The following is a 23,449-nucleotide window of genomic DNA, read 5'->3' on the forward strand; positions in this document are numbered from 1 at the left end:
CTAGGCCGATGGTTTGGCGTGCCGCCCGTCCGCGTGCAGCGTGAGGCGCAGTCCCTCGGGACGCCAATCGAACTCCACCTCGCCGCTCAGCTGCTTGGCCAGTTGGGTGATGAGGCGGGAGCCGAAGCCCTCCCGGGTCGGCGGCCGCACCCCTGCGCCGCCGGTCTCGCGCCAATCCAGCCGGATGTGCTGCGCCGGGTCCTGCGACCAGGTGATCGCGATGTGCCCCGAAGGATGCGAGAACGCGCCGTACTTCGCGGCGTTCGTCGCCAGCTCGTGGACGATCATGCTGAGCGGCTGCACCTGCTCCGCGGGCAGCAGGATCTCCGGACCGCTTGCGTCGTAGGCGCCCTCGCGACCAAAGGTTTCCAGCTCTTCGCAGACGACGTCCTTGATCCGCGCCCCCTGCCACGAGGTCTTCGAGAGGGAGGACTGCGCCCGCGCCAGGGCGCTGATGCGGCCCAACAACGCCTCTCGAAAGGCATCGAGGTCCGGCGCCTGGGTCAGCTGCACCATCGACTGAGCGACGGTGAGCACGTTGCGCGCCCGGTGGTCCACCTCGCGCATCAGCAGCTCTCGAGCCTGCTCGTTGCGCTTCTCTTCGGAGATGTCGCGCACTTCGATGATCGTCCCGATGGTCCGGGAGTCCTCGTCGCGGATCGGGCTGGCGGTGAAGGCCACGTGATAGAAGTGGCCGTCCTTGTGGATGAAGACGTCCTCGCCCTGCTGCTGGTGATTTTCCGGGAACGCGCGGTCGATCGGGCAGTCCTCGATTGGATAATGGCGCCCGTCAGGGTGCGTGTGGTGGATCACGTCGTGCAGCGGCCGCCCCTGGGTCTCGGCCCAGGTATAGCCGGTGAGCTTTTCGGCCGCCTCGTTCATGTAGGCGCAGTGCTGCCGCTCATCCATCAGGAAGATGGAGACGGACGCGTTGTTAAGCACTGCGTTAAGCCGTCGGTTGGTCTCGGCAAGTTCGGCTTCGATCCGTCGCCGATCGGTGACGTCGAGCAGGGCGATGGACAGAGCCGCCACGCGCCCATCGGTTCCCAACACCGGCGCCACGCCGAAGTCGACGATCATGTCGCCCGCCGCTCGCGCGATGCGCACTTCCCGACGCGCGCTCCGCCCTTCGCTCGCCGTGCGGATGGCGTCCTGAACGGTGGCGCGCGAAGCTTCCGCGAACTGTTCGGTGAGCAGCAGGCCTGCGCAGTCGCCGGCCGCGGCCCCGAAAACGTCGGCAGCGACCTGGTTGCAGGTGACCACGACGCCCTCCAGGTCGGTGGAGATCAAGGCCTGAGGCGCATGATCCAGCACCGTGGCCAGGTATCGCTCGGCCAGGACGAGCTGTCTGTGTCGCTCGTGCAGCACCGATTTCGCGGCGCCGAACCTCTCCACTTCGCTGTTGAGCCGCTGGTAGAGTCCGCTGATCGCCCGATCATGTTCGGCCGTCTGGGCCAGCTGGTTCACAACTTCCAGCAGGTTGGCGTCGGTGAGCTCGTCGGACACCGCAAGCGCCCCTGCGAGCTCCGGCATAAAGGGCAGGCTCGACTGTAGCCGTTGCAGCCTTTCCGGTGGCGCCAGGAACACGATCTTGACGCCCGGCCACCGGCGCACGGCTTCCCGCCCAACCGCCGACTGCCGCTCCACAGCCGCATCGACCACCACCACGCTCGGCGGCTCGCCCTGCAGGGTCTGAAGGCCCAGGACGTCCGTGGCGCGACCATGCGGGATGCGGCGTCGGGCGGTCGCGGGGTCACCCGCGGTCACCATCAGGATATTGGCGGGTGCGGCCATCTACAGGAGCGGCTCACCGAGCGCGGAGCGGCCAAGCCATGTCTTGAGCAGGTGGGTCGTGGGCGCCATGACGTGGGCCGCCTGAGCGTCGCGAAGGAGCCGCGCGAGAGTCCCGCCCTGCTGGAATCCCCGGCCGCCCATCAGCGACATGGCGGCGGTGGTCACCTCCACCGCAGTCTCGGCGACGTCGATCTTGGCTGCGAAGAGCGCCGGCCCTGCGTTCGGCGCGCCTTCGTCTCCGAGGCGGGCAGCATGGTGCGCAAGTTGGCGGGTCCTCTCGATCTTGCGCCACATGTCAGCGATCTGCTCCACCAGGACCGCGTGATGGCTCAGCCTCTGCCCCGTGTGGTCATGGATCCGGCTCTTGAGGTGCGCCGTGGCAAGTTCAAGAGCGCCCTGCGCCACGCCGAGATAGACGCCGGTCATGGCGGCAAGGAAGTACGGAGCGATCACCTCGAACACGTACCAGACCTGGTCTCCCTCCGAACCGAGGAGGTTCACGCTCGGCACGCTGGAGAGGTTGAGCCTCAGACCGCGCGAGGCGTTGCCCCGCATCCCGAAGCCGCTCCACGGCGGCCCCCACTCAAGGCCGGTGGTTTCCGCGTCGACCAGCAGGCAGCTGAACGTGCCGGGATCCAGGTCGTCGCCATCAGCCACGGCCGAGACCACGTACGAGTCTGCGTAGCCGCCGTTCGTGATGAAACTCTTCTCGCCCTTCAGGACGAAGCCGCGACCGGTGGCCCGGAAGGTGACCCGCGGGAGGTAGAAGTGGACTCCAGTGCCTGGCTCGCTGAGCGACAGCGTCGTGAAGTGACGGCCCTGCGCGATAGGCGCGAGATACCGCTGTTCCTGGTACGGCGTGGCGCGTGCGACGATGACCGCCGAGGCGACACAATGCATTCCGTAACACATCGCCGTCGAGCTGCAGCCGAGGGCGAGTTCCTCCGTAATCCGGAGCAGGGCGCCGAGCCCTTGCGCATGGCCCCCGAGCCGCTCGGGCACGTGCAGGCCCAGGAGCCCTGCGTCCGCAATCGCCCGCAGGGACTCGGCCGGCCATAAGGCTTCGGCGTCCACCTTCTCGGCATGCTGCGCCAAGACTCCGCGCGCCAGCCCCTGCGCACGGTGGACAAGCTCGGCCGTGTTTGCAGCTGTCATGGGTCCCACACGCGACGCCCCTGAGCGGCGGGGCGGACCGGTCTAGTCCTCGCGGCCGCGCGTCGCAAGAACCACAAGGCTTGGCCGTAGGTTCCCCGGCGTTCGCCGTCTGGCCCTCGGCCGCCATCCAAGCCGGCAGGCCAGCGACAGCTCCGCATCGGACGTGCTCAGTGCTCGGCGGCGATCGAAAGAAACAGGAAAGCGTCCGGGTTCTCTAAGTCCAGACGGCGCCGTTCGGCGATGGCGCGCCCAAACGGCGACGGCAGCGGCGTGAACCGGACGCCGCCTCTACGGTCCAGCCGCAGCGCCATCTGCATCGATCCCAAACAGACGGCGCAAAGGCCGTCGACGGCTAGATGCCGTCCAGCTCGTCGGCAGCTCCCCTCACGCCCCCATCCGCGCCTTGAACACGCCGTCCGGCAGGCGGGCGGCGCGGCTGGGATGGATGAAGAAATAGTCCTTCCAAGGCATGTCCGGCACGAGATCCGAACGCTCCTCCAGCCGGTCGCCGTTCAGCGCGAACATGCGGTAGCCGCGGCTCCTGAACACCTCCAGCACCTCTTCGCCCGAACCGCCGAAGCGGGCCGCCAGCATCGGCGGGTGGATTTCGATCAGCACGTGCGGGCGGTCCCGGTCGAGGATGGTCACGGCCCCGCACAACGCCTTCAGCTCGGCCCCCTCAATATCCATGCGGATGAAGTCCACGTGGGCGACGCCATGCTCGGCGCAGAAGCCGTCCAGGGTGACCACCGGCGTCAGCTGGCACTCGGAGCCCTGGTCCTGCAGGTCGGGCCGCGCTGCGCCCTCGGGCGCGCTCTCGGCGACATAGGCATAGGCGCGGCCCATCCGGCCCGAGGTCTTCTTCGGCGTGACTAGCAGCAGCTCGCCCGGCTTGTCCGCCACCGCGGCGTGGATCGGCGTCACCTGGCGGCGGATGCCGTGCCAGGCGGTGGTGACCTTCAGCACCTCATAGGCGAAGGCCGACGGCTCGAAGGCGTAGATCCGGGCCTTCGGCGCCACCTGGGTCATGACGTACGAGTGCCGTCCGTCGCTCGCGCCCACGTGCAGGCACACCGGCGAGCCGGACAGGAGGTCGGCCAGGTAAGGCGTCTCGGGCTCGTGCTTGGCCCAGCGCAGGTTGCGCCGCCAGGCCCGAAAGGCGTGACCCAGCACGCGGAACGATGGCATCCCAACTCCTAGGGCGGTCCCCCGACCGCCGTGAGGCCGCCCGCCCAGGCTATTGGCGGACCACCGTCATCATGTAGTTCACGTCCGTGTCGACAGACTCGCTCCATCGGCCGGTCAGGGGATTGAACACCACCCCATAGGGTCCGTCCACGGTCACCGGCTCGCCGGCCAGGAAGCCGCGGATCTCGTCTGGCTTCAGGAACTTCTTCCAGTCGTGGGTGCCGGGCGGCAGCCAGCGCAGGATGTATTCGGCGCCGACCACCGCCAGGGCCATGGCCTTCAGCGTGCGGTTCAGGGTGGCGACGATCATCAGCCCGCCGGGCTTCAGCAGCCTCGCGCAGCTGCGCAGGTACTCGCCGGGATCGGCGACGTGCTCGATCACCTCCATGTTGAGGATCACGTCGAAGGGCGGCTCGCCCGCCTCGAGCAGGGCCTCGGCCGTCGAGCAGCGATAGTCGATGGAAAGCCCCTGCTCGGCCGCGTGCGTGCTGGCCGTGGCGATGTTGCGCTCGGAGGCGTCCACGGCGGTGACCGAGAAGCCCAGCCGAGCCATGGGCTCGGACAGCAGGCCGCCGCCGCAGCCGATGTCCAGCAGGCGCAGGCCTTCGAACGGCCGCCTGAGGCTTCCGTCGCGGCCGAAGCGGTAGAGCGCATGGTCGCGGATGAAGGCCAGCCGCACCGGGTTGAATTTGTGCAGCGGCGCAAATTTCCCGTTCGGGTCCCACCACTCGGCGGCGATGCGCGAGAACCGCTCGACCTCGGCAGGATCGATGCTCGAACGGGCGCCGGTTTGGGAAGTCATGCCCCCTTCTACCGCCGCCGCCGGGTCCAGCGGAAGACTCTTGCCGTTGCGAGGCCCCGGAACCGCCGCTAGAAGGCCCCTCCATTCCGCAGCGCACAAACGGGGGCGACGGGCGCAGGCGCATGTCCCGGCTGGTCATGAAATTCGGCGGCACGTCGGTGGCCGACCTGGAGCGCATCCGGCGCGTGGCGCGGCTGGTGGCCGCCGAGGTGGAAGCGGGCCACCAGGTGGCCGTCGTGGTCTCGGCCATGGCGGGCAAGACCAACGAGCTGGTCGCCTGGACCGACGGGGCCGGCGCGGCCGCCCAGGGCATCGAAGCCTCGGACGACGAATACGACGTGGTGGTGGCCTCGGGCGAACAGGTGACCGCCGGGCTCCTGGCCATGACGCTGCGCAACATGGGCGTGCGCGCCCAGTCGTGGCTTGGCTGGCAGGTGCCGATCATCGCCGACGACGCCCACGGCAAGGCCCGCATCGACGAGATCCCGCCCGAGAAGCTGGCGGCCGCCCTCGACGACGGCCAGGTGGCGGTGATCGCGGGCTTCCAGGGCGTGACCCGCGACGGCCGCATCGCCACCCTGGGCCGCGGCGGCTCGGACACCAGCGCCGTGGCCGTGGCCGCCGCGCTCGGCGCCGCCTGCGACATCTACACCGACGTGGACGGGGTCTACACCACCGATCCGCGCATCGAAGCCAAGGCCAGAAAGCTCGCGAAGATCTCCTACGAGGAGATGCTCGAGATGGCCTCGCTGGGCGCCAAGGTCCTGCAGACCCGCTCGGTCGAGCTCGCCATGGCCTACCATGTGCCCGTCCGGGTGCTTTCCAGTTTTGTCGAGCCTGGCGAGGCGCCCGGCCAGGGCACCATCGTGTGCGACGAGGAGGAGATCGTGGAGAAGCGGATCGTGAGCGGCGTGGCCTACAGCCGCGACGAGGCGAAGATCAGCCTCTTCGGCCTGCCGGACCATCCCGGCGTGTCGTCCACCATCTTCGGCGCGCTTGCCGATGCGAACGTGAACGTGGACATGATCGTCCAAAGCCACGCGCGCACCGCCGACACCGCCAACATGGAGTTCACCGTCGGCCGCCGGGACGCCCAGCGCGCGGTGGAGATCATCCGTGCGGTGCAGCCGCAGGTGGGCTTCGAGGATGTCCGCGTCGACGAGGACGTGGCCAAGGTCTCGGTCATTGGGGTCGGCATGCGCAGCCACGCGGGCGTGGCGAAGTCGATGTTCAAGGCGCTGGCCGACAAGGGCGTGAACATCCAGGTGATCTCGACGTCCGAGATCAAGATCAGCGTGCTGATCGACGCCGCCTACACGGAACTCGCCGTCCGCGCCCTGCACGCCGCTTACGGTCTCGACCAGCTCTGACTATCTAGCGGGGCCATGGCTCCGCGCATCGTCGACGTCAAGGAACTCACGACCGCCCAACGGGCGGACGCCGCCCGTATCCTGCGCGAGGCGCTGGCGCACATGCCCAGCGCCTACAACGAACCTGGCGAAGCCGAAGCCGAGGTGCAGACCTTCCTCGACGATCCCGAGCGGGCCGCGCTGGCGGCCGTCGACGGTGAGGTCGTGCTGGGCTGGATCGGCGTGATCGAGAGCTATTCCCACGCCTGGGAGCTGCACCCGCTGGTGGTCGATCCGGCGCACCAGCGGCGGGGCGTGGGCGCCGCCCTGACCGCCGCGCTCGAGGCGCGGGTGAAGGCCCAGGGCGTGCTGACCCTCTACCTCGGAACCGACGACGACTACGGCGGCACTAACCTCTTCGGCCAGGCGCTGTTCCCCGATGTCGCCGGCAAGATCGCGACGCTGAGATCGACAGGCGACCACGCCAGCGGCTTCTACCGCCGGCTCGGCTACGAGGTTGTGGGCTTGATCCCGGACGCCAACGGCCCGGGCCGGCCCGACATCATGATGGCGAAGCGGCTCTAGCCGATCCGGTCAGCCGGAACGCCGCCCAGGCGCCGGCCACCGCCAACGGGATCACCGCGACGAACACCCAGACGGAGGCGGCCCGCGCGCTTGCGTCGCTCAGGCCTGCCGAGAACCCCGAGAGGTTGGCCGCGACGCCCGAGATCGTGGCGCCCGCCGCGGCGCCGGCCTGCCGCACGGCCATGATCGCCGAGGAGCCGATCGCCCGGTCCTCCTCCGACAGCGCCGCCAGCACACGGCGACTCATGAACGCCCAGGAGAAGCCGAAGGCCGCGCCCATCAGCGCCCCGCCAAAGATGGCGAGGACCAGCGGCCCGTCGGCCAGCGTCAGCGGCAGGATCGCCAGGCTCACCACCAGAAGCACGGCGCCGAACCGCGTCCAGCGGGCGTCCCACACGCCGGTCGCGCCGGCCACCGCCAGCGCCGACAACGTCCAGGCCAGCGACTCCGCCCCGATGGCGTAGCCGGCCCACAGGGGCGAGAAGCCCCAGAGCTGCTGCAGGATCGGCGGACCATAGATCGCATAGCCCATGGAGGCGGCGGTGAGCGCGAACATGGCGAAATAGCCCGAGCCGCAGACGGTCCGCAGGTCTCCGGCGCGATGCGGCAGCAGCCGGACCCTCGCCCGGTGATCGATCTTTACGACAAGCGCCAGGATCGCCAGCCCGACGATCACCAGGCCGACGGACATCGACGGGACGTGCACCACGTCGGCCACTGCGATGGCGGCGACGCCCAGGCCGAGCACGCCCAGCTGCGCCCACGGGATGCCGGGCCCGCCGGCGGCCGCGCCCTGCTTCTTCAAGAGCACGAGGGCGGCCACGCTGAACACCGCCGACTGGGCCACGAACAGCCAGAACACGTCGCGCCAGTGGCCGTGCTCGACCACCACGCCGCCGAACAGCGGGCCCAGCAGGGTGGCGACGCCCCAGATGAAGGTGACGCTGGCGAACACGCGGGCCAGGTGGCGCTCGGGGAACAGCAGCGCGATGGCGACCATGGCGAAGCCCGAGATCCAGCCCGAGCCCAGGCCCTGCACCAGCCGTCCGGCCAGGAAGACCGCCACGTTCGGCGCCGCGGCGCTCATCACGCAGCCGACCAGCATCACCAGCCCCGCCAGCGCGGTGGCGCTGCGCAGGCCGAACAGTTCAGAGAGGCGTCCGGCGCTGGCGCCGGCCATGATGGCGCCCACCAGGAAACCCGCCGTCGCCCAGCTGAAATAAGCGTAGCCGCCGAGGTCAGCGCCGACGCTCGGCATGATGGTGGCGGTCACCAGCGCGTCGGCCGCGTTCAGCCAGACACCCAGGCAGATCAGCGCGAACTGCGGCAGCCGGCCCCCGCCCAGCAGGTCGGCCCAGCCGGTGCGGCCCTCGTCGGTCTGTTCGGCTGCAGCCACAGCGCCCTCGGTTCGACAGGAAAACGGGCGCCTCACATAGGCTTTGTCGACCGCGGCGGCTACGCTTCGCCGTCCGGGCGCCTATCTAGGCGGCAGGGCGCGCTCTCGTCGCAAACAGCTCTTCCCGTCTCGGAACGGAAAGATAAAGCTGTTAGTCAGCGCCTCTGGGACAGGGAGGACGAGCGCCGCGATGGCGGTTTCTGGCGTGGCCATACGAGGACAGCGGAGCCTGCTTCGGCAGATCCGCGAGGCGCTGGCGGGCGGCGGCCCGGCGCAGGCGCGCCTCGACATGGTCGTGCGCATCATCGCCCGCTCGATGGTGGCCGAGGTCTGCTCGATCTACCTGCGCCGGGCGACGGGCGAGATGGAGCTGTTCGCCACCGAGGGCCTCGACCCCAGCGCCGTCCACGTCACCCGCATGAAGCCGGGCGAAGGCCTGGTCGGCGAGATCATGAAGGCCGGCCGACCGCTGAACCTGGCTGACGCCCCCGAGCACCCGGCGTTCTCGTATCGCCCGGAAACCGGCGAAGACCCCTACCACGCCTTCCTGGGCGTGCCGCTGCTGCGCGGCGGCCGCGCCATCGGCGTCCTCGTCGTCCAGAACCGCACCGCCCGCGTCTACACCGAGGACGAGGTCGAGGACCTGCAGATCATCGCCATGGTCCTGGCCGAGATGGTGGCCTCGGGCGAGCTGATCGGGGTCGAGGAGATGAAGGGCGTCGAGATCGCGCCCCGCCGTCCCGACCGGGTGAAGGGCTCCAAGTTCTCGGACGGCCTGGCCTACGGCGTCGCCGTCCTGCACGAGCCGCCGGTGGCGCCCTCCCAGCTGCTCTCCGACGACGTGGCCGCCGAAGAGGCTCGCCTGGCCTCCGCGCTGGCCGCCCTGAAGCAGCAGATCGACCAGATGCTGGAAGGCCAGCACGGCCTGGTCGACGCCTCGTACGAGGTGCTCGAGACCTACCGGATGTTCGCCCACGACCGGGGCTGGAACCGCAGCCTCGAGGACGCGGTGAAGAACGGCCTGACCGCCGAGGCCGCGGTCGAGCGCGTCCGCTCCGAGCACCGCGCCCGCCTGGGCCAGGCCCGCGACCCCTATCTGCGCGAGCGGCTGCACGACCTGGAGGACCTCAACGACCGCCTGCTGCGCCACCTCGCCGGCGATGGGCACGTGGCCCGCGAGCTGCCCGAGAACGCCATCCTGATCGCGCGGAACCTGGGCCCCGCCGACCTCCTGGAATACGACCGCACCAAGCTGCGCGGCCTGCTCTTGGAAGAAGGCTCGCCGGCCAGCCACGCCGCGATCGTGGCGCGCGCGCTGGACATCCCCTGCGTCGGCCGCCTGCAGGGGCTGCGCGACCGCGTCTCGGAAGGCGACAGCGTCGTCGTCGACGCCGAGACGGGCGAGGCCTACCTGCGCCCGCGCACGGACGTGGTGAAGGCGATCCAGGCCCGGATGGACGTGCGCCGGCAGCGGCAGGCCGAGTTCGCCAAGCTGCGCGACACGCCCGCCTTCACCCGCGACGGCGTGAAGATCACCCTGCTGATGAACGCCGGCCTCGATGTCGACCTCGAGAGCATGGCCGAGGCGGGCGCCGAGGGCATCGGCCTCTTCCGCACCGAGTTCCAGTTCATGGTCTCGGAGGAGATGCCCCGCTTCAACGCCCAGGCCGCGCTGTACGCCCGGGTGATGGACGCCGCCGGCGACAAGCCGGTCACCTTCCGCACCCTGGATCTCGGCGGCGACAAGGTGCTGCCGTACCTGGAGGCCGAGCGCGAGGACAACCCGGCCCTGGGCTGGCGGGCCATCCGCATGGGCCTGGACCGCCCCGCCCTGCTGCGCCTGCAGCTGCGGGCGCTGATCGCGGCCGCGCAAGGCCGGCCGCTCAGGATCATGTTCCCGCTGGTGGCCAGCTGCGACGAGTTCCGCGCCGCCCGCGCGCTGGTGGACACCGAGATCGCCTGGGCGCTGCGCCGCGGCCGTCCGGCGCCCTCGCGTCTGGACGTCGGCGCGATGGTCGAGGCGCCGTCGCTGATCTGGCACCTGGACGCCCTGCTGCCGATGACCGACTTCGTCAGCGTCGGCACCAACGACCTGATGCAGTACCTGTTCGCCGCCGACCGGGGGAACCCGCGCGTCGCCGAGCGCTACGACCCTCTGTCGCCGCCGGCGCTGCGGGCGCTGGAGGCGATCCAGCGGGCCTGCGCCGAAACCGGCACCCAGGTCAGCGTCTGCGGCGAGATGGCGGGCCGGCCGCTGGAGGCCTTCACCCTGGTGGCCCTCGGCTTCGAGCGGCTGTCGATGCCGCCCGCCGGTGTCGGGCCGGTGAAGCAGATGGTGCTGTCCTGCGACCGCGAGGCGGCTCGCCGCGGCGTCTCGGCGCTGCTGAAGTCCAATGCCGGCTCGGTGCGCAACGAGATCGAAACCCTGGCGCGCAAACTGTACCTGGCGGTCTGAGGCGCGCCGGCGCTGCGGACGTGACCGAACAACGCATTGGCGGTATCAGAAACGCGTGCGACGCTCTGCCCGAGTCATCAAAATCGAGAGCCGGCGAAAGCCGCGAGCGGGAGCCGACATGCCGCTGGATACGGCCGGGTCCACCGAGCTTCAGGCCGAGGGAAGCGAGCGCGCCCTGACCGACATGCCGCCCGGCGATCCGTTGCACGCCCACGCCACGATCGGCGAGGCCCTCAGGGCCATTCGCCAGGAGCGCGGGCTGACGCTCGACGAACTGGCCGAAAAGACCCGCGTGCGCCGCTCCTACCTCGAGGCCCTCGAGGAGATGCGGCTGGACGCCCTGCCCTCGCGGCCGTTCACCATCGGCTACCTCCGGGCCTACGCCTTGGCGCTCGGTCTGGATCCCGAGGCCGCGGTCGAGCGCTTCAAATCGGACGAGCCCGTCCTGGACGAGCCTCTGCGCGCGCCGATCGGCGTGCCCGACGAACGCGACCCGCGGGTCGCCGCGTTCATCGCCGGCGCCGTCGTCATCGTGCTCGCCATCGTGCTCTGGAACGTCGCCCAGCGGGCGATGAACGCCAGCGCCCCGCCGCCGCCCAAGGCCTCGGAAGACATCGCGTGGAAGCTGCTGGCGGCTGAGAAGGCGGGGCCGGTGACTCTCGGCGAGCCGCTGCCGGCCCCGGTGGAATCCACCACCCCGCCGCTCTACGAAACCCCCGGCCTGGCCGAGGCGGGTCCCGACGGCAAGGGCAATATGGCCCCGCCGGCCAACATCAACGAACTGCCTGAGGACCTGCCGATCGACGTCGCGACCCTGCCGCCGACCTTCAAGCCCAAGGGCAAGGTCTACGACAGCGGCAATCCCGGCCCCGTCACCATCCAGGCCCTGGAGGGCGCGGGCTTGGTCATCCGCGGGACGGACGGCTCGGTCTATTTCGCCCGCCAGCTGGCGCCCGGCGAGGCCTATCGCGTGCCGAACGTCGCGGGCCTCACCATCGACGTCTCCGTACCCTACGACTTCCAGGTGTTCGTGGGCGGGCAGTCCAAGGGCGTCCTGCCGGCCCGGCAGGTGCTGGCCTCGAAGCTCGCCGGCGCGCCGGTCGCCGCCCCGGTGGTCACCGCTGCGCGCCCCGCCGCGCCGCCGCCCGCCGCCCAGGCGCCTGCGCCCGCGACGCCGCGTCCGCCCGCCGGCTGACGCGCCGCGCTTTCGCTCCCGGGCCGAAAGCCCTATTTTCCGCCGCACATGAGCGCGCAAGACCCGAACCACCACCGGCCCTGGCGGGCGATCCACCGCCGCCCCTCGCGGAAGATCCGCGTTGGTTCGGTCGAGGTCGGCGGCGATGCGCCCATCACCGTTCAGTCGATGACCAACACGGTCACCGCCGACGCCCAGGCGACGATCGCGCAGATCCGCCAGCTCGAAGAGGCCGGCGCCGACATCGTCCGCGTCTCCTGCCCGGACGAGGACTCCACCGCGGCCTTCAAGACCATCGCCAAGGCGGCCAAGGTCCCGCTGGTGGCCGACATCCACTTCCACTACCGCCGCGGGATCGAGGCGGCCCAGGCCGGCGCGGCCTGCCTGCGGATCAACCCGGGCAACATCGGCAGCCCGGACCGGGTGCGGGAAGTCATCCAGGCGGCCCGCGACCACGGCTGTTCGATGCGCATTGGCGTCAACGCCGGTTCGCTGGAACGCGAGCTTCTGGAGCGCTATGGCGAGCCCTGTCCCGAGGCCATGGTCGAGAGCGCGCTGAACCACGCGCGCATCCTGCAGGACCACGACTTCCACGAGTTCAAGATCAGCGTGAAGGCGTCCGATCCGTTCATGACGGTGGCCGCCTACCAGCAACTGGCCGAGGCCATCGACTGCCCGCTGCACCTGGGGGTGACCGAGGCCGGCGCCCTGCGCACCGGCACTGTCAAGTCGGCGATCGGCATCGGCTCGCTGCTGTGGGCCGGCATCGGAGACACCATCCGCGTCAGCCTCGCCGCCGATCCAGTCGAAGAGATCAAGGTCGGCTTCGACATCCTCAAGTCGCTGGGCCTGCGCCACCGGGGCGTGAACATCATCGCCTGCCCCTCCTGCGCCCGGCAGGGCTTCAACGTCATCGAGACGGTGGAGAAGCTGGAGCAGCGGCTGGCGCACATCTCCACCTCGATGAGCCTGTCGATCATCGGCTGCGTGGTGAACGGCCCGGGCGAGGCCCTGATGACCGACATCGGCTTCACCGGCGGCGGCAAGGGGTCGGGCATGGTCTATGTGGCCGGCCGGCCGGACCACAAGATGGACAACGACCGGATGGTCGACCACATCGTCCAACTGGTCGAGACCAAGGCCGCCGAGATCGAGGCGGCGAAGGCGGCGCCTTTGCAGGCGGCGGAATAACGCCCGCCCTTAACATATGTTTGCGGCTTGGCGGCGCCGGCCGTGCGATCTTGGAGCCATCGCGGGGATTTCGGGCCGCCGCGGCTGAGAGACTTTGTGTGCTCCCGCCCTTCTCGGGAGACAAGCATGCAGACATTGGGCCACCAGCCGGGCCATAGCCGCCTGCTGAGCAAGCTTGCGGCGAACACCGCCCTTTCCGACGAAGACAGGTCCGCGTTGCTCGCGCTGCCGGTGACGGTGCGATCCGTCGCCGCCGACAGGGACATCGTCGCCCATGGCGAGCGGCCCAACCATTGCACGGTGCTGCTCGAGGGCTTCGCCTGCCGGTACAAGCTGGCGCCGGATGGGCGCCGGCAGATCCTCTCGTTGCACGTGCCTGGCGACATGCCGGACCTCCAGAGCCTGCATGTCGAGGCGATGGACCATGGGCTGGCGGTTCTGCGGCCCAGCCTCGTCGCGTCTATCGCGCATGCCCACCTGATTGAGCTCATGGAGGCTCGGCCCGCGCTCGCCGCTGCGTTCTGGCGCGAGACGCTCGTCGATGCTGCGATCTATCGCGAATGGCTCTTCGGCCTGGGCCGGCGCGAGGCGTCCGCACGGCTGGCCCACCTGGTCAGCGAAACGGCCGAGCGTTTCGTTTCGGTTGGACTTGCGGAACACGCCGCGGCCCTGCCGCTGAAGCAGATCCAACTGGCCGACGCCCTGGGGCTTTCGCCCGTACATGTGAACCGCGTGCTGAAAGAACTGCGCGAGCGGCATCTCCTCGGCGCATCGCGATCGGCGATCGAAGTGCTCGACGCCCGCGGCCTTGCGGCGTTCTGCGCGTTCAACGCCGGCTATCTCTATCTAGAGGCCGCCTAACAACCGGTCCGCCGCGCTGTCACCTGCAGGCTGAAGATCCGGTGTCCGCCGGCGTCGGTCACCTCCAGTTCGAGCGACCCCATTCTCGAGAGCGAGGCCGGCGCGTCCTTCAGCAGCTCGCCCAGGACGCGCAGGGCCTCCGCCTCGGCGGCCGGCGCATCCGCAAGCTCGACGCCTTCTTCGTCGCGGTAGGCGAAGGCGCCCGTGGAGTGGAAGTAGAACCTGGTCACCCTCACTGAAACCGGGCGGCAAGTTCCAGTTCCAGCCGGTTAATCCGGAGCGGAATCTGAGGTTGTGGAGCGCTTTGAACTTAACCCATGAGATATAGGCCGGGGAGGTTGGTCAGCTATCACGTTATCAGACGGGAGGTCTGACGTGATCAGCGCGCTACGTCCGGTCATCGCGCCGGTAGAGCTTCTTCTGCGCAGGTTCAGCATAGATCAACAGCTGCGCCCGGATGACGTCGCCCACTTTGGCCAGCCGACGGCCGAAGCCCACTCACACCCTCCGGCGTCCGAAATCTCCCGCCCGGGCGTCGGCGTTCCCGGGCTGCGGCTCGTCGCTTCCGGCATTGTCGCCGAAGCGCGCACCCTGCGGGACGGGCGTCGGCAGATCACCGCTTTGCGGCTGCCCGGCGACCTGTTCGGCGCGGAGTGGTCGCCGCAACACTGCGACGTGATCGCGCTGACCGCTGCGACGACCATGGGCGCTTCGGCCCTGCACGTCGCCCTGCGCGACCCCTCGCCACGTTTCGACGCCTGGCGGCTGGCCTGGACGATGGCCCAGAATGAGGAGGAGAAGCGCCGCGCCGACCACATGGTCCGCCTCGGCCGACTGACCGCCTACGAGCGGGTGGGCCATCTGCTGCTGGAACTGCGCGAGCGGCTGGCGCGGGTCGGGCTCGCCGGCGCAGGCAGCTTTCACCTGCCGCTCACCCAGGAGACCTTCGCCGACATGCTGGGCCTCAGCGTGGTGCACGTGAACCGCACGCTGCAGCAGCTGCGCAGGGACGGCCTCGTCAACTACCGGCCGGGCCACGTCGCCCTTCCCGACCCCGAACAGCTGGCCAGCGTCTGCGCCTATGGCTCCCGCTCTGGGGCGGCGACCAGCAGCGCCCGCCAGCACTGCGCAACCTTGGCCGCAGGCCCGCGTTAGGGCTTCCTCCCAGCTTTGCTGCGCACGCAACCCCTGAGGTGAAGCTTAGGTTCAGCGGCGAAAGTTGACGCCCGCGTCACTCTTGCCGGCGCCAGCCATCCGCGCTTAGGTGGCGCTCCATTTCCTTGGGAGGGACTTATGTCAGCGGACGGCAACTGGAAGATCACCATCAACACGCCGATGGGCCCGCAGGAGGTGAACGCCACGATCACCACCAGCGGCGACACCTTCACCGGCAAGACCGAGGGCCGCATGGGCTCCCAGGAGATCCAGGGCAAGGTGAACGGCGACACGCTCACCTGGAGCGCCAACATCACCAGCCCCATGCCGATGCAGCTCGACTTCGAGGCCAAGGTCGACGGCGACAAGATGAGCGGCAACGTCAAGCTCGGCGCGTTCGGCAACGCCCCGCTCTCGGGCGTCCGCGTCTAGGCGCACCCGTCAGACACGCAAAAGCCCCGGCCTTTCGCCGGGGCTTTTTTCTTTCGGCCTCCCTAGCGGGAGCCGACGCGCAGTTACTGGTTCGCGACGCTCTGGGCCGCATCGCCGACGCTTTGGGCGGCGCTGCCGGCGCTCTCGGCCACGCTGGAAGCCGCACCCGAGACGGCTTCGGTGCGCAGGGCGTCGTTCCGGCTCGACTGCAGCAGGAAGAAGGCCACGATGGCGACGAGGGCCAGCACCGCGATCCCAATGATCACGCCGCCCATGCCCGATCCGCGACGCTCGACGTAGGTCGTGCCGCCCGCGTCCCGCTCCACGACCCGTTCGTTCGTCAGGCCGTCGCTCCGCTCAGTGACTCGTTCGGTTGCCATTTCAAAAGTCTCCTCAAGGTCACGCTGGCCCAAACGGGCGGGAGGGAACCCCGTTCCGCGCCCACGGCGCCGTTTGGCTTCCGGCCGAGCCTCCGCTAGACAGGCGCCCTCCGGATTTGAGGCACGATTTTGCGACTCCCCCAGGCCAGGCTCGACCAGGTTCTCGACCGTTTCCGCGAGATCGAGGCGCGCATGGGCGCGGCGACGGACGGCGCCGAGATCGTCCGCCTTTCGAAGGAGCACGCCGAGCTGAAGCCGGTGGCCGACGCGGTCCAGGCTCTCGAGCGCGTTCGCGCCGAGGCGCCCGAGCTGGAGGAGATGGCCGCCTCGGGCGATCCCGAGATGGCCGCCCTCGCCCGCGAGGAGCTGGCCGCGCTCAAGGAGCGCCTGCCCGAGCTCGAGCGCGAGGTGGCCCTGCTGCTCGCGCCCAAGGACAAGGACGAGAACGCCTCGGCCATCCTGGAAGTCCGCGCCGGCACCGGCGGCGACGAGGCGGCCCTGTTCGCAGGCGACCTCTTCCGCATGTACCAGCGCTACGCCCAGAGCCGCGGCTGGCGGGTCGAGATCGACTCCATCACCGAGGGCGAGGTCGGCGGCTACAAGGAAATCGTGGCCGCGATCACCGGCGAGGGCGTGTTCGGCCGGCTGAAGTTCGAAAGCGGCGTCCACCGGGTCCAGCGCGTGCCGGCGACCGAGGCGCAGGGGCGCATCCACACCTCGGCCGCCACGGTCGCCATCCTGCCCGAGCCCGAGGACGTGGAGATCGAGATCCGCGACCAGGACCTCCGGATCGACACCTACCGCTCGTCCGGCGCCGGCGGCCAGCACGTCAACAAGACCGACTCCGCGGTCCGCATCACCCACCTGCCCACCGGCATCGTCGTGACTTCCTCCGAGAAGTCGCAGCACCAGAACCGCGCCCGGGCGATGAAGGCGCTGAAGGTCAAGCTGTACGACATGCAGCGCGAGGCCCTCGACGCCGCCCGGTCCGAGAGCCGCAAGAGCCAGGTGGGCTCGGGTGACCGCTCCGAGCGGATCCGCACCTACAACTTCCCCCAAGGCCGGGTGACCGACCACCGGATCAACCTGACCCTCTACAACCTGCCCAAGATCATGGAGGGCGAGGCGCTCGACGACGTCATCGAGCCGCTGATCGCCGAGGACCAGGCCGCCCGCCTCGCGGCCCTGGAAGACGAGTTCGGCTGAAGCCTCAGGCCTTTTTCCAGAAGTCGTCCATCGCCGCCTGCACCACCCCGCCATCGTCGGGCCGATCGCGCCACAGCGTCGAGTGCGGATCGTGGGGCAGCCGCTCGTAGGTGTAGTAGTAGAGCGCCAGCGAGCGCCGCACCTTGTCCTCCGGGCACGTCATCGGTTCCGGGTGCCCGTGGAACGACACGTCCGTGGTCGAGAAGATGACGGTGCGGTTGAAGAGCGGCGAGACCTTCTGGACGCAGGCGTCCATCGAGGCGTTCCAGAGCTCGAGATCGCCGCCCCAGTCCGCTTCCCAGCCTTCGTTCAGGTACAGCAGCAGGTTCACGCGCCGGTACAGCTGCGTCACCGGATGGATGTTGAAGTCGGCGTGGATGGCGAGCTTGCCGCCCCGCAGGATCTGGTGGAAGCCCGCGCCCCACATGTACGGATCGGGGACCAGGCCCGGGATGCCCGTCAGCGCGCTGAGGAATTCCAGGAACGGCTTCCCATTCAGGAACGCGATCAGCCGGGTGCTCTCCGGTCCCAGCGCCGGCACGTCGCGCCAGGCGAACTTGCGCTCCTGCAGGTGCTTCACGTCGGCGGTGAACAGCGACGTGGACGCCAGCGGCGACGGGATTTCGGCGGTCACCCGGCGCAGCGTCGCCGGCTCGAACAGGTCGTCCAGCACGATGTGCGGGAACGGGTCGGCCGCCTGGTACGCCTGGGCCCAGCTCTCCACGTCCTGTCCGAAGGCCGGGCCGCGGGCCATCAGGCCGAAATAGGCCTCCGGACCGCTTGGGACCGCCGCCTCCACGGGTTCTCGCGAGAACAACTTCTTCAGCATCTGGACACCTGACTGCGCGGGCGTTGCGCCGCCGGAACATACGGGCCGCCTCGCGCCGCTGTCCACCGGCCGGCCGGCCGCGCCTATCCGCCGCCGAACCGCTCGCGATAGGCGCTGGGCGCGACTCCCATCTGCCGCCGGAACGCCCGCCGCAGGTTCTGCTCGTCGGCGAACCCGCAGGTGCGGGCCACGTCCTTCAGGCTCGCCGCGCCGCTCTCCAGCCGCCGCCGCGCCTCCTCGAGCCGCACCCGCGCCACATAGGCCGCCGGCGTGACGCCCAGCTCGGCCTTGAACCGTCGCGAGAAGTGGCGCGGGCTTAGTCCCGCGACCTGGGCCAGCCGCTCCAGCGGCAGGTCTTCCTCGAGATGGTCCAGGATCCACAGCTGCAGCTCGCCCAGCCGGTCCTGCCGCCGCTCGGCCTCGAGGTAGCGGCTGAACTGCGCCTGGCCGCCGGGGCGCTTGCGGTAGATCACCAGCTCCTGGGCCACCGACACCGCCACCGCCTTGCCCCAGTCCTGCTCGACCAGTTCCAGCGCCAGGTCCATGCCCGTCGTCACGCCGGCCGAGGTGAACAGCCTGCCGTCCTGCACGAAGATGGCGTCCGGCTCGACCTCGCAGCTGGGCTCCAGCCGGGCCAGCCGGTCGCAGTAGGCCCAGTGCGTGGTGACCCGCCGCCCCTTCAGCAGTCCGGCCGCCGCCAGGATCAGGGCGCCGGTGCAGATGGAGCCCACGCGGCCGGCCTGCGCCGCCGCGCCGTTCAGCGCCGCCAGCAGCTCCGGTTCGGCCGCCGCCGCCTCCCAGCCGATGCCGCCGGCGACCAGCAGGATGTCGGCGGGGTCTGCGTCGGCCAGCGCGCGCGTCGCCGTCAACTCCAGCCCGCTCGAGGTGCGCAGCGGCCCGGCCCGGCGGGCGACCAGTTCGATCTCGTAGGCGGGCGCGGCGGTCCGCCCGGCCTCGATCAACCAGCGGCTCGTGCGGGAGAACACCTCCAGCGGGCCGGTGACGTCCAGCACCTGGGCGTCGGGGAACGCCAGCATCATGACCCGGGTCATGCGCCGAGCTTCGCCGCGTGGGCCGACGCCGGCAAGCGCGACGGCCGCATTTGACCGCTGGGCGTCCTGTCGGCCACGCCCAGGCCGAGGCTACCGTGGCGGCGAAGCTTACAGGAGACCCCGCCATGGACCGCCGAAAGCTGATCCTGGGCGCCTCGCTCACCGCCGCCGGCGCCCTGGGCAGCGCCGCCGCCGCCCAGCGCCTTCGCGCTCGCGACGGGATCAAGGTCGCCTTCCTGCTGGGCGAGAACGCCAACGTCATCGACACCGCGGGTCCCTGGGAGGTGTTCCAGGACACCATGGGCTCGGTCGACGGCCGCATGGCCCACTTCGAACTGTTCACGGTGGCGCCGACGGCCGACCCGGTGCGGATGACGGGAGGGCTGGTGGTGAAGCCCACCTATGCGCTCGCCGATGCGCCGCAGCCGAACGTCATCGTGGTGCCGGCCCAGCGATCCGCCGCCGCCAGCCTCGCCTGGCTGAAGTCGGCCAGCGAGAAGGCGGAGCTGACGCTCAGCATCTGCACCGGCGCCTTCCAGCTCGGCCGCGCCGGCCTGCTGGACGGGCTGACCGCCACCACCCACCATGAGTTCTGGGACTCCTTCGAGAAGGAGTTCCCGAAGGTGAAGCTGCAGCGCGGTCTGCGGTTTGTCGACAACGGCCGCATCGCCACGGCCGGCGGCCTCACCTCCGGCATCGACCTCGCCCTGCACGTCGTCGGCCGCTACTTCGGCGAGGAGACGGCCGCCCGCACCGCTGCGTACATGGAGCACCAGCGGGTGCAGGCGACTTAAGGCCGGGCCTTCGGGTTGCGGCGCACCAGGTTCCCGACCTGCCGTCGGGCGCCGCCCCACAGCATCCGCGCGCCCTTGCGCACGCCGATGAAGGGCAGGCCCACGGTGTCGGCCATGGCCGCGCCGCGCTCGCCCATGGGCTTGGGCGGACCGACCGTCGAATCCACGGCCGTCTGGTGCTCGATCTCGGCGTTCAGCTCGGCCCCGGTCAGCACGATCACGACCGAGAACCACACCCACAGCATGAAGGCGATCACTGCGCCCAGCGAACCGTAGGTCACCTGCAGGTGCGCGACGTTGTTGATGTACCAGGAGAAGCCGGCCGAGCCGCCCATCCAGACCAGGGCCGCGAACAGCGCCCCGGGGTAGAGCCAGGTCCACTGCGCCCGGCGGCGGCAGGGCCCGTATCGGTAGGCGAAGGCGAACGAGCCCGCCACCACCGCGAACAAGAGGACCCAGCGCACCGCCAGCACCCACTCCGGCAGCCCGGCGGCGCGTACGGCGATGGGCAGGGCCACCAGGATCGCGGTGACCGCGGTGAGGAAGGTCAGGAAGGCGAAGGTGAAGGCGTAGGTCAGCGCCGTCCGGTAGAAGAAGTTGCGCTTCTCCCGCTCGTCATAGGCGATGTTCAGTCCTTCGAAGAGCGCCTTCATCCCGGCGTTGGCGGTCCAGATCGAGAAGACGAAGCTGATCAGGAACGCCGCCGAGAGGTTGAAGCCCCGCTCGGTCGCGAGCCGGATCATCTGCTCGCCCATGATCCGCACCACGTCGGGTGGGAAGACCAGCGACAGCTGGCTCATCTGCTCGCGCACTGCCTCGACGTCCGAGATCAGGCCGTACAGCGACACGAACACGCCCAGCGCCGGGAAGATGGCCAGCAGGGTGAAGAACGTGATCCCGCCGGCCACGGACATCAGGTTGTCGACCTGGAATTCCCGGTAGGTGCGCCAGAGGATGTCCTTCCAGCCGAGCCACGGGATGGCGTGGGGACCCGGCGCCGCCCGGCCGCGGCGCGGCTCCAGGTCGTCGAAGTGCTCGGGCGTGGTGATCAGGGTCTCGCTCAGTCCCGGCGGCGGAGGCGGGGCTTCGGGCGGCGGCGCAGGCGGGGGCGGCGGGAGACGCTTCGGCTGGGTGGAGAGCCAGGCGGCCGCCACGGCCGCCGTCACGGCCCAGGGCGCGAGCGTCACGGCCGCGCGCGCCAGTGTCGGCTTGCCCCGGTCGGGCTTCCTGGCGTCCGCGGCGGGCAACGGGTCTCGCCTCCTCCATCCCAAGCAGAGCCTGAACACCGCGGCGAAACCGCCGTTCCCGCCGGCGCGGCTTGCCAGCCGCGGGCGTTCTGGCGACAAGCGCCCCATGACCGGACATGTTGCGGCGATCTACCGCCATCCCGTGAAGGGCTTCACCCCTGAGCGCCTGGAGCACGTCGAGCTTGCGCCCGGCGTCGGCGTCGCCTGCGACCGCATCTTCGCCGTCGAGAACGGCCCGTCGGGTTACGATCCGGCGGCCCCGGCCTTCCTGCCGAAGACGAAGTTCACGGTCCTGATGAACATCCCGAAGGTCGCCGCCGCGCGCACCCGCTATGACGAGGCCACGGGCGTGCTGCACGCCGAGGCCGAGGGCGCCCCTGACTTCGCGGGTTCGCTCAGGACCGAGGTCGGCCGCACAGCCTTCACCGCCTGGCTGAGCGACCTCCTGGGCGACGAGGCGCGCGGTCCGCTCAGGATCGTCGAGGCGTCGGGCGCCTTCCGCTTCACCGACCATCCGCGCGGCGAGGTCTCGATCGTCAACCTGGCGAGCGTGCGCGACCTGTCGCAGAAGATGGGCGTCGAGCTCGACCCCCTGCGTTTCCGCGCCAACCTGTATGTCGAGGGCTGGCCCGCCTGGATCGAGAACGAGTGGACCGGCAAGCCGCTGATGGCGGGCTGGGCCAAGGCCAACGTCTTCAAGCCGATCGTCCGCTGCGCCGCCACGCACGTGGACCCGACGACCGCCCAACGCGATCTGGACGTCGTGAAGGCGCTGTTCGACAACTACGGCCACATGAACTGCGGCATCTACGTCCATGTCACGGCCGCCGGCCGCGTCAGCCTGGGAGACGCCGTCACCGCGCCCGCCGCCGAGACCCCGGTGGAGACGCCGGAATGGGCCTGAACCTCGTCCAGGCCTGGAGCCAGGCCAAGCAGCGCCTGGAAGCGGCTGGCCTCACCGGCCCGGTGATCGACGCCCGGCTGCTGGTCGAGGCCGCCGCCGAGGCCACCCGCACCGACATCGTCACCGATCCCTACCGGCCGCTGACGCCCGAGCAGGAGGCCACCCTCGCCGACTACCTCGCCCGACGCGAGAAGCGCGAGCCGGTCAGCCACATCCTGGGCCGCAAAGGCTTCTGGAAGATCATGCTGCGGGTCACGCCCGACGTGCTGACGCCCCGGCCCGACACCGAGACCGTCGTCGAGACCGTGCTCCGCGACTTCCCCGAACACGCCGCCTGGTCGGTGCTGGACCTGGGCGTGGGCTCCGGGGCCATCCTGCTCGCCATCCTCGCCGAGCGCCCCGCCGCCAAGGGCCTCGGCATTGACGCCTCGGAGGAGGCCCTGGCGGTCGCCCGCGACAACGCCGCCTCGCTGGGTCTCGCCGGCCGCACCGCGCTGTTGCGCGGCGACTGGACCGCCGGCCTGGCCGACAACGGCTTCGACCTGGTGGTCTCCAATCCGCCCTACATCGCGTCGGACGTGCTGGAGACGCTCGAGCCCGAAGTGAAGGACTTCGAGCCCCGCCTGGCGCTGGAAGGCGGGGCCGACGGTCTGGACGCCTACCGCATCCTCGCGCCTGAGATCCTGCGGGTGCTGAAGCCCGGCGGCCGCTTCGCCGTCGAGATCGGCTACGACCAGAAGGAGGCCGTCGAGGGCCTGTTCCGCGCCGCCGGCGCCGAGGAGGTCCGCACGATCCGCGACCTCGCCGACCGGGACAGGGTTGTCGCGGGTGCGAAGAAAGCCCTTGGAAACTAGGGCCCGACTCGCTACATCGTTGGATGTCTCCACCCAAATCGCCGGTGTAAAGGCAGACGCGTCCAACCTAAGGACGGCCGCCAGCTCCCGGCAGGCGCGACGCTTTCCAAAAGGCTCACGCTGACAGCTTCCGGGCGGAAGACGGGGAAAAACAGCGTCATCGACACTCGAACCGGGCGGACGCCCGTTTCCGAAGGCCAAGGCCGCCGATAGGGCGCTCAGGGAAGAGCCGAACGGTTTCGAATATGAGAGATTTCAAGGGTATGAAGCGTCAGCGCGGGCGCAACCGCGGCGGCGGCGGCGGAGGCGGCGGCAAGCCGCAGCAGCACAACGCCAACCGCGCTTTCGATTCCAACGGCCCTGACGGCGTGAAGGTGCGCGGCAACGCCCAGCACGTCTTCGAGAAGTACCAGCAGCTGGCGCGGGACGCCACGTCGGCCGGCGACCGGGTCCTGGCCGAGAACTACCTGCAGCACGCCGAGCACTACTTCCGGCTCCTGCGGGCCATCCAGCCCCAGCGTCCCGCCGCCGAGATCCTCGGCCGCGACCAGTTCGCCTCAGGCTACGACATCGACTTCGAGGACGAAGGCGCCCAGGCCCAGAGCGAGGCCGCCGACGAGACCGA

Annotated in this window: 24 protein-coding genes; 13 read left to right on the top strand and 11 right to left on the bottom strand. The window is 70.1% G+C overall.

Annotated elements, in window-relative coordinates; translation table 11 throughout:
* From RIF93_RS01635 to ubiG, 5 genes are all read right to left on the bottom strand, one after another.
* Positions 1-1,794, bottom strand: coding sequence for a PAS domain S-box protein (locus RIF93_RS01635; protein ID WP_309087789.1), 1,794 nt, complete (start codon positions 1,792-1,794; stop codon positions 1-3).
* Positions 1,795-2,949, bottom strand: a complete 1,155-nt coding sequence (locus RIF93_RS01640) for an acyl-CoA dehydrogenase family protein (RefSeq protein WP_309087837.1) — start codon at positions 2,947-2,949, stop codon at positions 1,795-1,797.
* A gap of 167 nt (positions 2,950-3,116) precedes the next feature.
* Positions 3,117-3,266: a hypothetical protein gene (locus tag RIF93_RS01645; protein ID WP_309087791.1), complete on the bottom strand. Its 150-nt coding sequence runs from the start codon at positions 3,264-3,266 to the stop codon at positions 3,117-3,119.
* A 67-nt stretch (positions 3,267-3,333) separates the two neighbouring features.
* A complete protein-coding gene (locus RIF93_RS01650; protein WP_309087793.1) occupies positions 3,334-4,137 on the bottom strand; it encodes an FkbM family methyltransferase in 804 nt (267 codons plus the stop codon).
* Between the two features lie 49 nt (positions 4,138-4,186).
* Complete coding sequence (gene ubiG / locus RIF93_RS01655) at positions 4,187-4,939, bottom strand: bifunctional 2-polyprenyl-6-hydroxyphenol methylase/3-demethylubiquinol 3-O-methyltransferase UbiG (RefSeq protein WP_309087795.1); 753 nt, start codon at positions 4,937-4,939, stop codon at positions 4,187-4,189.
* Positions 4,940-5,061: 122 nt separating this feature from the next.
* On the opposite strand from ubiG, the gene RIF93_RS01660 reads away from it, so the two are divergent.
* Positions 5,062-6,309: an aspartate kinase gene (locus RIF93_RS01660; RefSeq protein ID WP_309087797.1), complete on the top strand. Its 1,248-nt coding sequence runs from the start codon at positions 5,062-5,064 to the stop codon at positions 6,307-6,309.
* A gap of 15 nt (positions 6,310-6,324) precedes the next feature.
* The gene (locus tag RIF93_RS01665) at positions 6,325-6,873 is read left to right on the top strand and encodes a GNAT family N-acetyltransferase (protein WP_309087799.1); all 549 of its coding nucleotides are present in this window, start codon (positions 6,325-6,327) and stop codon (positions 6,871-6,873) included.
* On the opposite strand, the gene RIF93_RS01670 is transcribed toward RIF93_RS01665, so the two are convergent.
* Entirely contained in the window at positions 6,851-8,269 is a 1,419-nt protein-coding gene (locus RIF93_RS01670; protein ID WP_309087801.1) for an MFS transporter, read from the bottom strand. The genes RIF93_RS01665 and RIF93_RS01670 overlap by 23 nt on opposite strands.
* A 190-nt stretch (positions 8,270-8,459) precedes the next feature.
* Here RIF93_RS01670 and ptsP point away from each other — a divergent pair, with 190 nt between their 5' ends.
* From ptsP to RIF93_RS01690, 4 genes are all read left to right on the top strand, one after another.
* On the top strand, positions 8,460-10,724 hold the full coding sequence (ptsP, locus tag RIF93_RS01675; RefSeq protein WP_309087803.1) for a phosphoenolpyruvate--protein phosphotransferase: 2,265 nt from the start codon (positions 8,460-8,462) through the stop codon (positions 10,722-10,724).
* Between the two features lie 118 nt (positions 10,725-10,842).
* A complete protein-coding gene (locus RIF93_RS01680; protein WP_309087805.1) occupies positions 10,843-11,919 on the top strand; it encodes a helix-turn-helix domain-containing protein in 1,077 nt (358 codons plus the stop codon).
* Positions 11,920-11,967: 48 nt separating this feature from the next.
* Positions 11,968-13,110, top strand: coding sequence for a flavodoxin-dependent (E)-4-hydroxy-3-methylbut-2-enyl-diphosphate synthase (ispG, locus tag RIF93_RS01685; RefSeq protein ID WP_309087808.1), 1,143 nt, complete (start codon positions 11,968-11,970; stop codon positions 13,108-13,110).
* A gap of 126 nt (positions 13,111-13,236) precedes the next feature.
* Positions 13,237-13,971 carry a Crp/Fnr family transcriptional regulator gene (locus RIF93_RS01690; protein ID WP_309087810.1) on the top strand — a complete coding sequence of 245 codons (735 nt, stop codon included), beginning with the start codon at positions 13,237-13,239 and terminating at the stop codon, positions 13,969-13,971.
* Here RIF93_RS01690 and RIF93_RS01695 read toward each other — a convergent pair.
* Positions 13,968-14,201: a DUF6894 family protein gene (locus RIF93_RS01695; RefSeq protein WP_309087812.1), complete on the bottom strand. Its 234-nt coding sequence runs from the start codon at positions 14,199-14,201 to the stop codon at positions 13,968-13,970. The genes RIF93_RS01690 and RIF93_RS01695 overlap by 4 nt on opposite strands.
* 145 nt (positions 14,202-14,346) lie before the next feature.
* Between RIF93_RS01695 and RIF93_RS01700 the strand changes: the two genes are divergently transcribed.
* Entirely contained in the window at positions 14,347-15,126 is a 780-nt protein-coding gene (locus RIF93_RS01700) for a helix-turn-helix domain-containing protein (RefSeq protein ID WP_309087814.1), read from the top strand.
* Positions 15,127-15,264: 138 nt separating this feature from the next.
* Positions 15,265-15,558 carry a hypothetical protein gene (locus RIF93_RS01705; protein ID WP_309087815.1) on the top strand — a complete coding sequence of 98 codons (294 nt, stop codon included), beginning with the start codon at positions 15,265-15,267 and terminating at the stop codon, positions 15,556-15,558.
* 83 nt (positions 15,559-15,641) lie between these two features.
* Here RIF93_RS01705 and RIF93_RS01710 read toward each other — a convergent pair whose 3' ends face one another.
* Complete coding sequence (locus tag RIF93_RS01710) at positions 15,642-15,938, bottom strand: hypothetical protein (RefSeq protein WP_309087817.1); 297 nt, start codon at positions 15,936-15,938, stop codon at positions 15,642-15,644.
* Between the two features lie 129 nt (positions 15,939-16,067).
* Between RIF93_RS01710 and prfA the strand changes: the two genes are divergently transcribed.
* On the top strand, positions 16,068-17,144 hold the full coding sequence (prfA, locus tag RIF93_RS01715; protein ID WP_309087819.1) for a peptide chain release factor 1: 1,077 nt from the start codon (positions 16,068-16,070) through the stop codon (positions 17,142-17,144).
* Positions 17,145-17,148: 4 nt separating this feature from the next.
* Here the strand turns inward: prfA and RIF93_RS01720 are convergent, their stop codons facing one another.
* Entirely contained in the window at positions 17,149-17,973 is an 825-nt protein-coding gene (locus RIF93_RS01720; RefSeq protein ID WP_309087821.1) for a 2OG-Fe(II) oxygenase, read from the bottom strand.
* A gap of 83 nt (positions 17,974-18,056) precedes the next feature.
* Complete coding sequence (locus RIF93_RS01725) at positions 18,057-19,025, bottom strand: DJ-1/PfpI family protein (protein WP_309087823.1); 969 nt, start codon at positions 19,023-19,025, stop codon at positions 18,057-18,059.
* 125 nt (positions 19,026-19,150) lie between these two features.
* Between RIF93_RS01725 and RIF93_RS01730 the strand changes: the two genes are divergently transcribed.
* A complete protein-coding gene (locus RIF93_RS01730; RefSeq protein WP_309087825.1) occupies positions 19,151-19,819 on the top strand; it encodes a DJ-1/PfpI family protein in 669 nt (222 codons plus the stop codon).
* Here the strand turns inward: RIF93_RS01730 and RIF93_RS01735 are convergent.
* A complete protein-coding gene (locus RIF93_RS01735) occupies positions 19,816-21,066 on the bottom strand; it encodes a YihY/virulence factor BrkB family protein (RefSeq protein WP_309087827.1) in 1,251 nt (416 codons plus the stop codon). The two genes, RIF93_RS01730 and RIF93_RS01735, sit on opposite strands and share 4 nt — an antisense overlap.
* Positions 21,067-21,172: 106 nt before the next feature.
* Here RIF93_RS01735 and RIF93_RS01740 point away from each other — a divergent pair, with 106 nt between their 5' ends.
* From RIF93_RS01740 to RIF93_RS01750, 3 genes are all read left to right on the top strand, one after another.
* On the top strand, positions 21,173-21,970 hold the full coding sequence (locus RIF93_RS01740) for an MOSC domain-containing protein (RefSeq protein WP_309087829.1): 798 nt from the start codon (positions 21,173-21,175) through the stop codon (positions 21,968-21,970).
* Entirely contained in the window at positions 21,961-22,824 is an 864-nt protein-coding gene (prmC, locus tag RIF93_RS01745) for a peptide chain release factor N(5)-glutamine methyltransferase (protein ID WP_309087831.1), read from the top strand. Before RIF93_RS01740 ends, prmC begins: the two co-directional genes overlap by 10 nt.
* A 245-nt stretch (positions 22,825-23,069) precedes the next feature.
* A partial coding sequence (locus RIF93_RS01750; protein WP_309087833.1) for a DUF4167 domain-containing protein occupies positions 23,070-23,449 on the top strand: 380 nt, incomplete at its 3' end.

The sequence above is a fragment of the Phenylobacterium sp. genome (genome assembly GCF_031181185.1).
Lineage (GTDB): Bacteria > Pseudomonadota > Alphaproteobacteria > Caulobacterales > Caulobacteraceae > Phenylobacterium.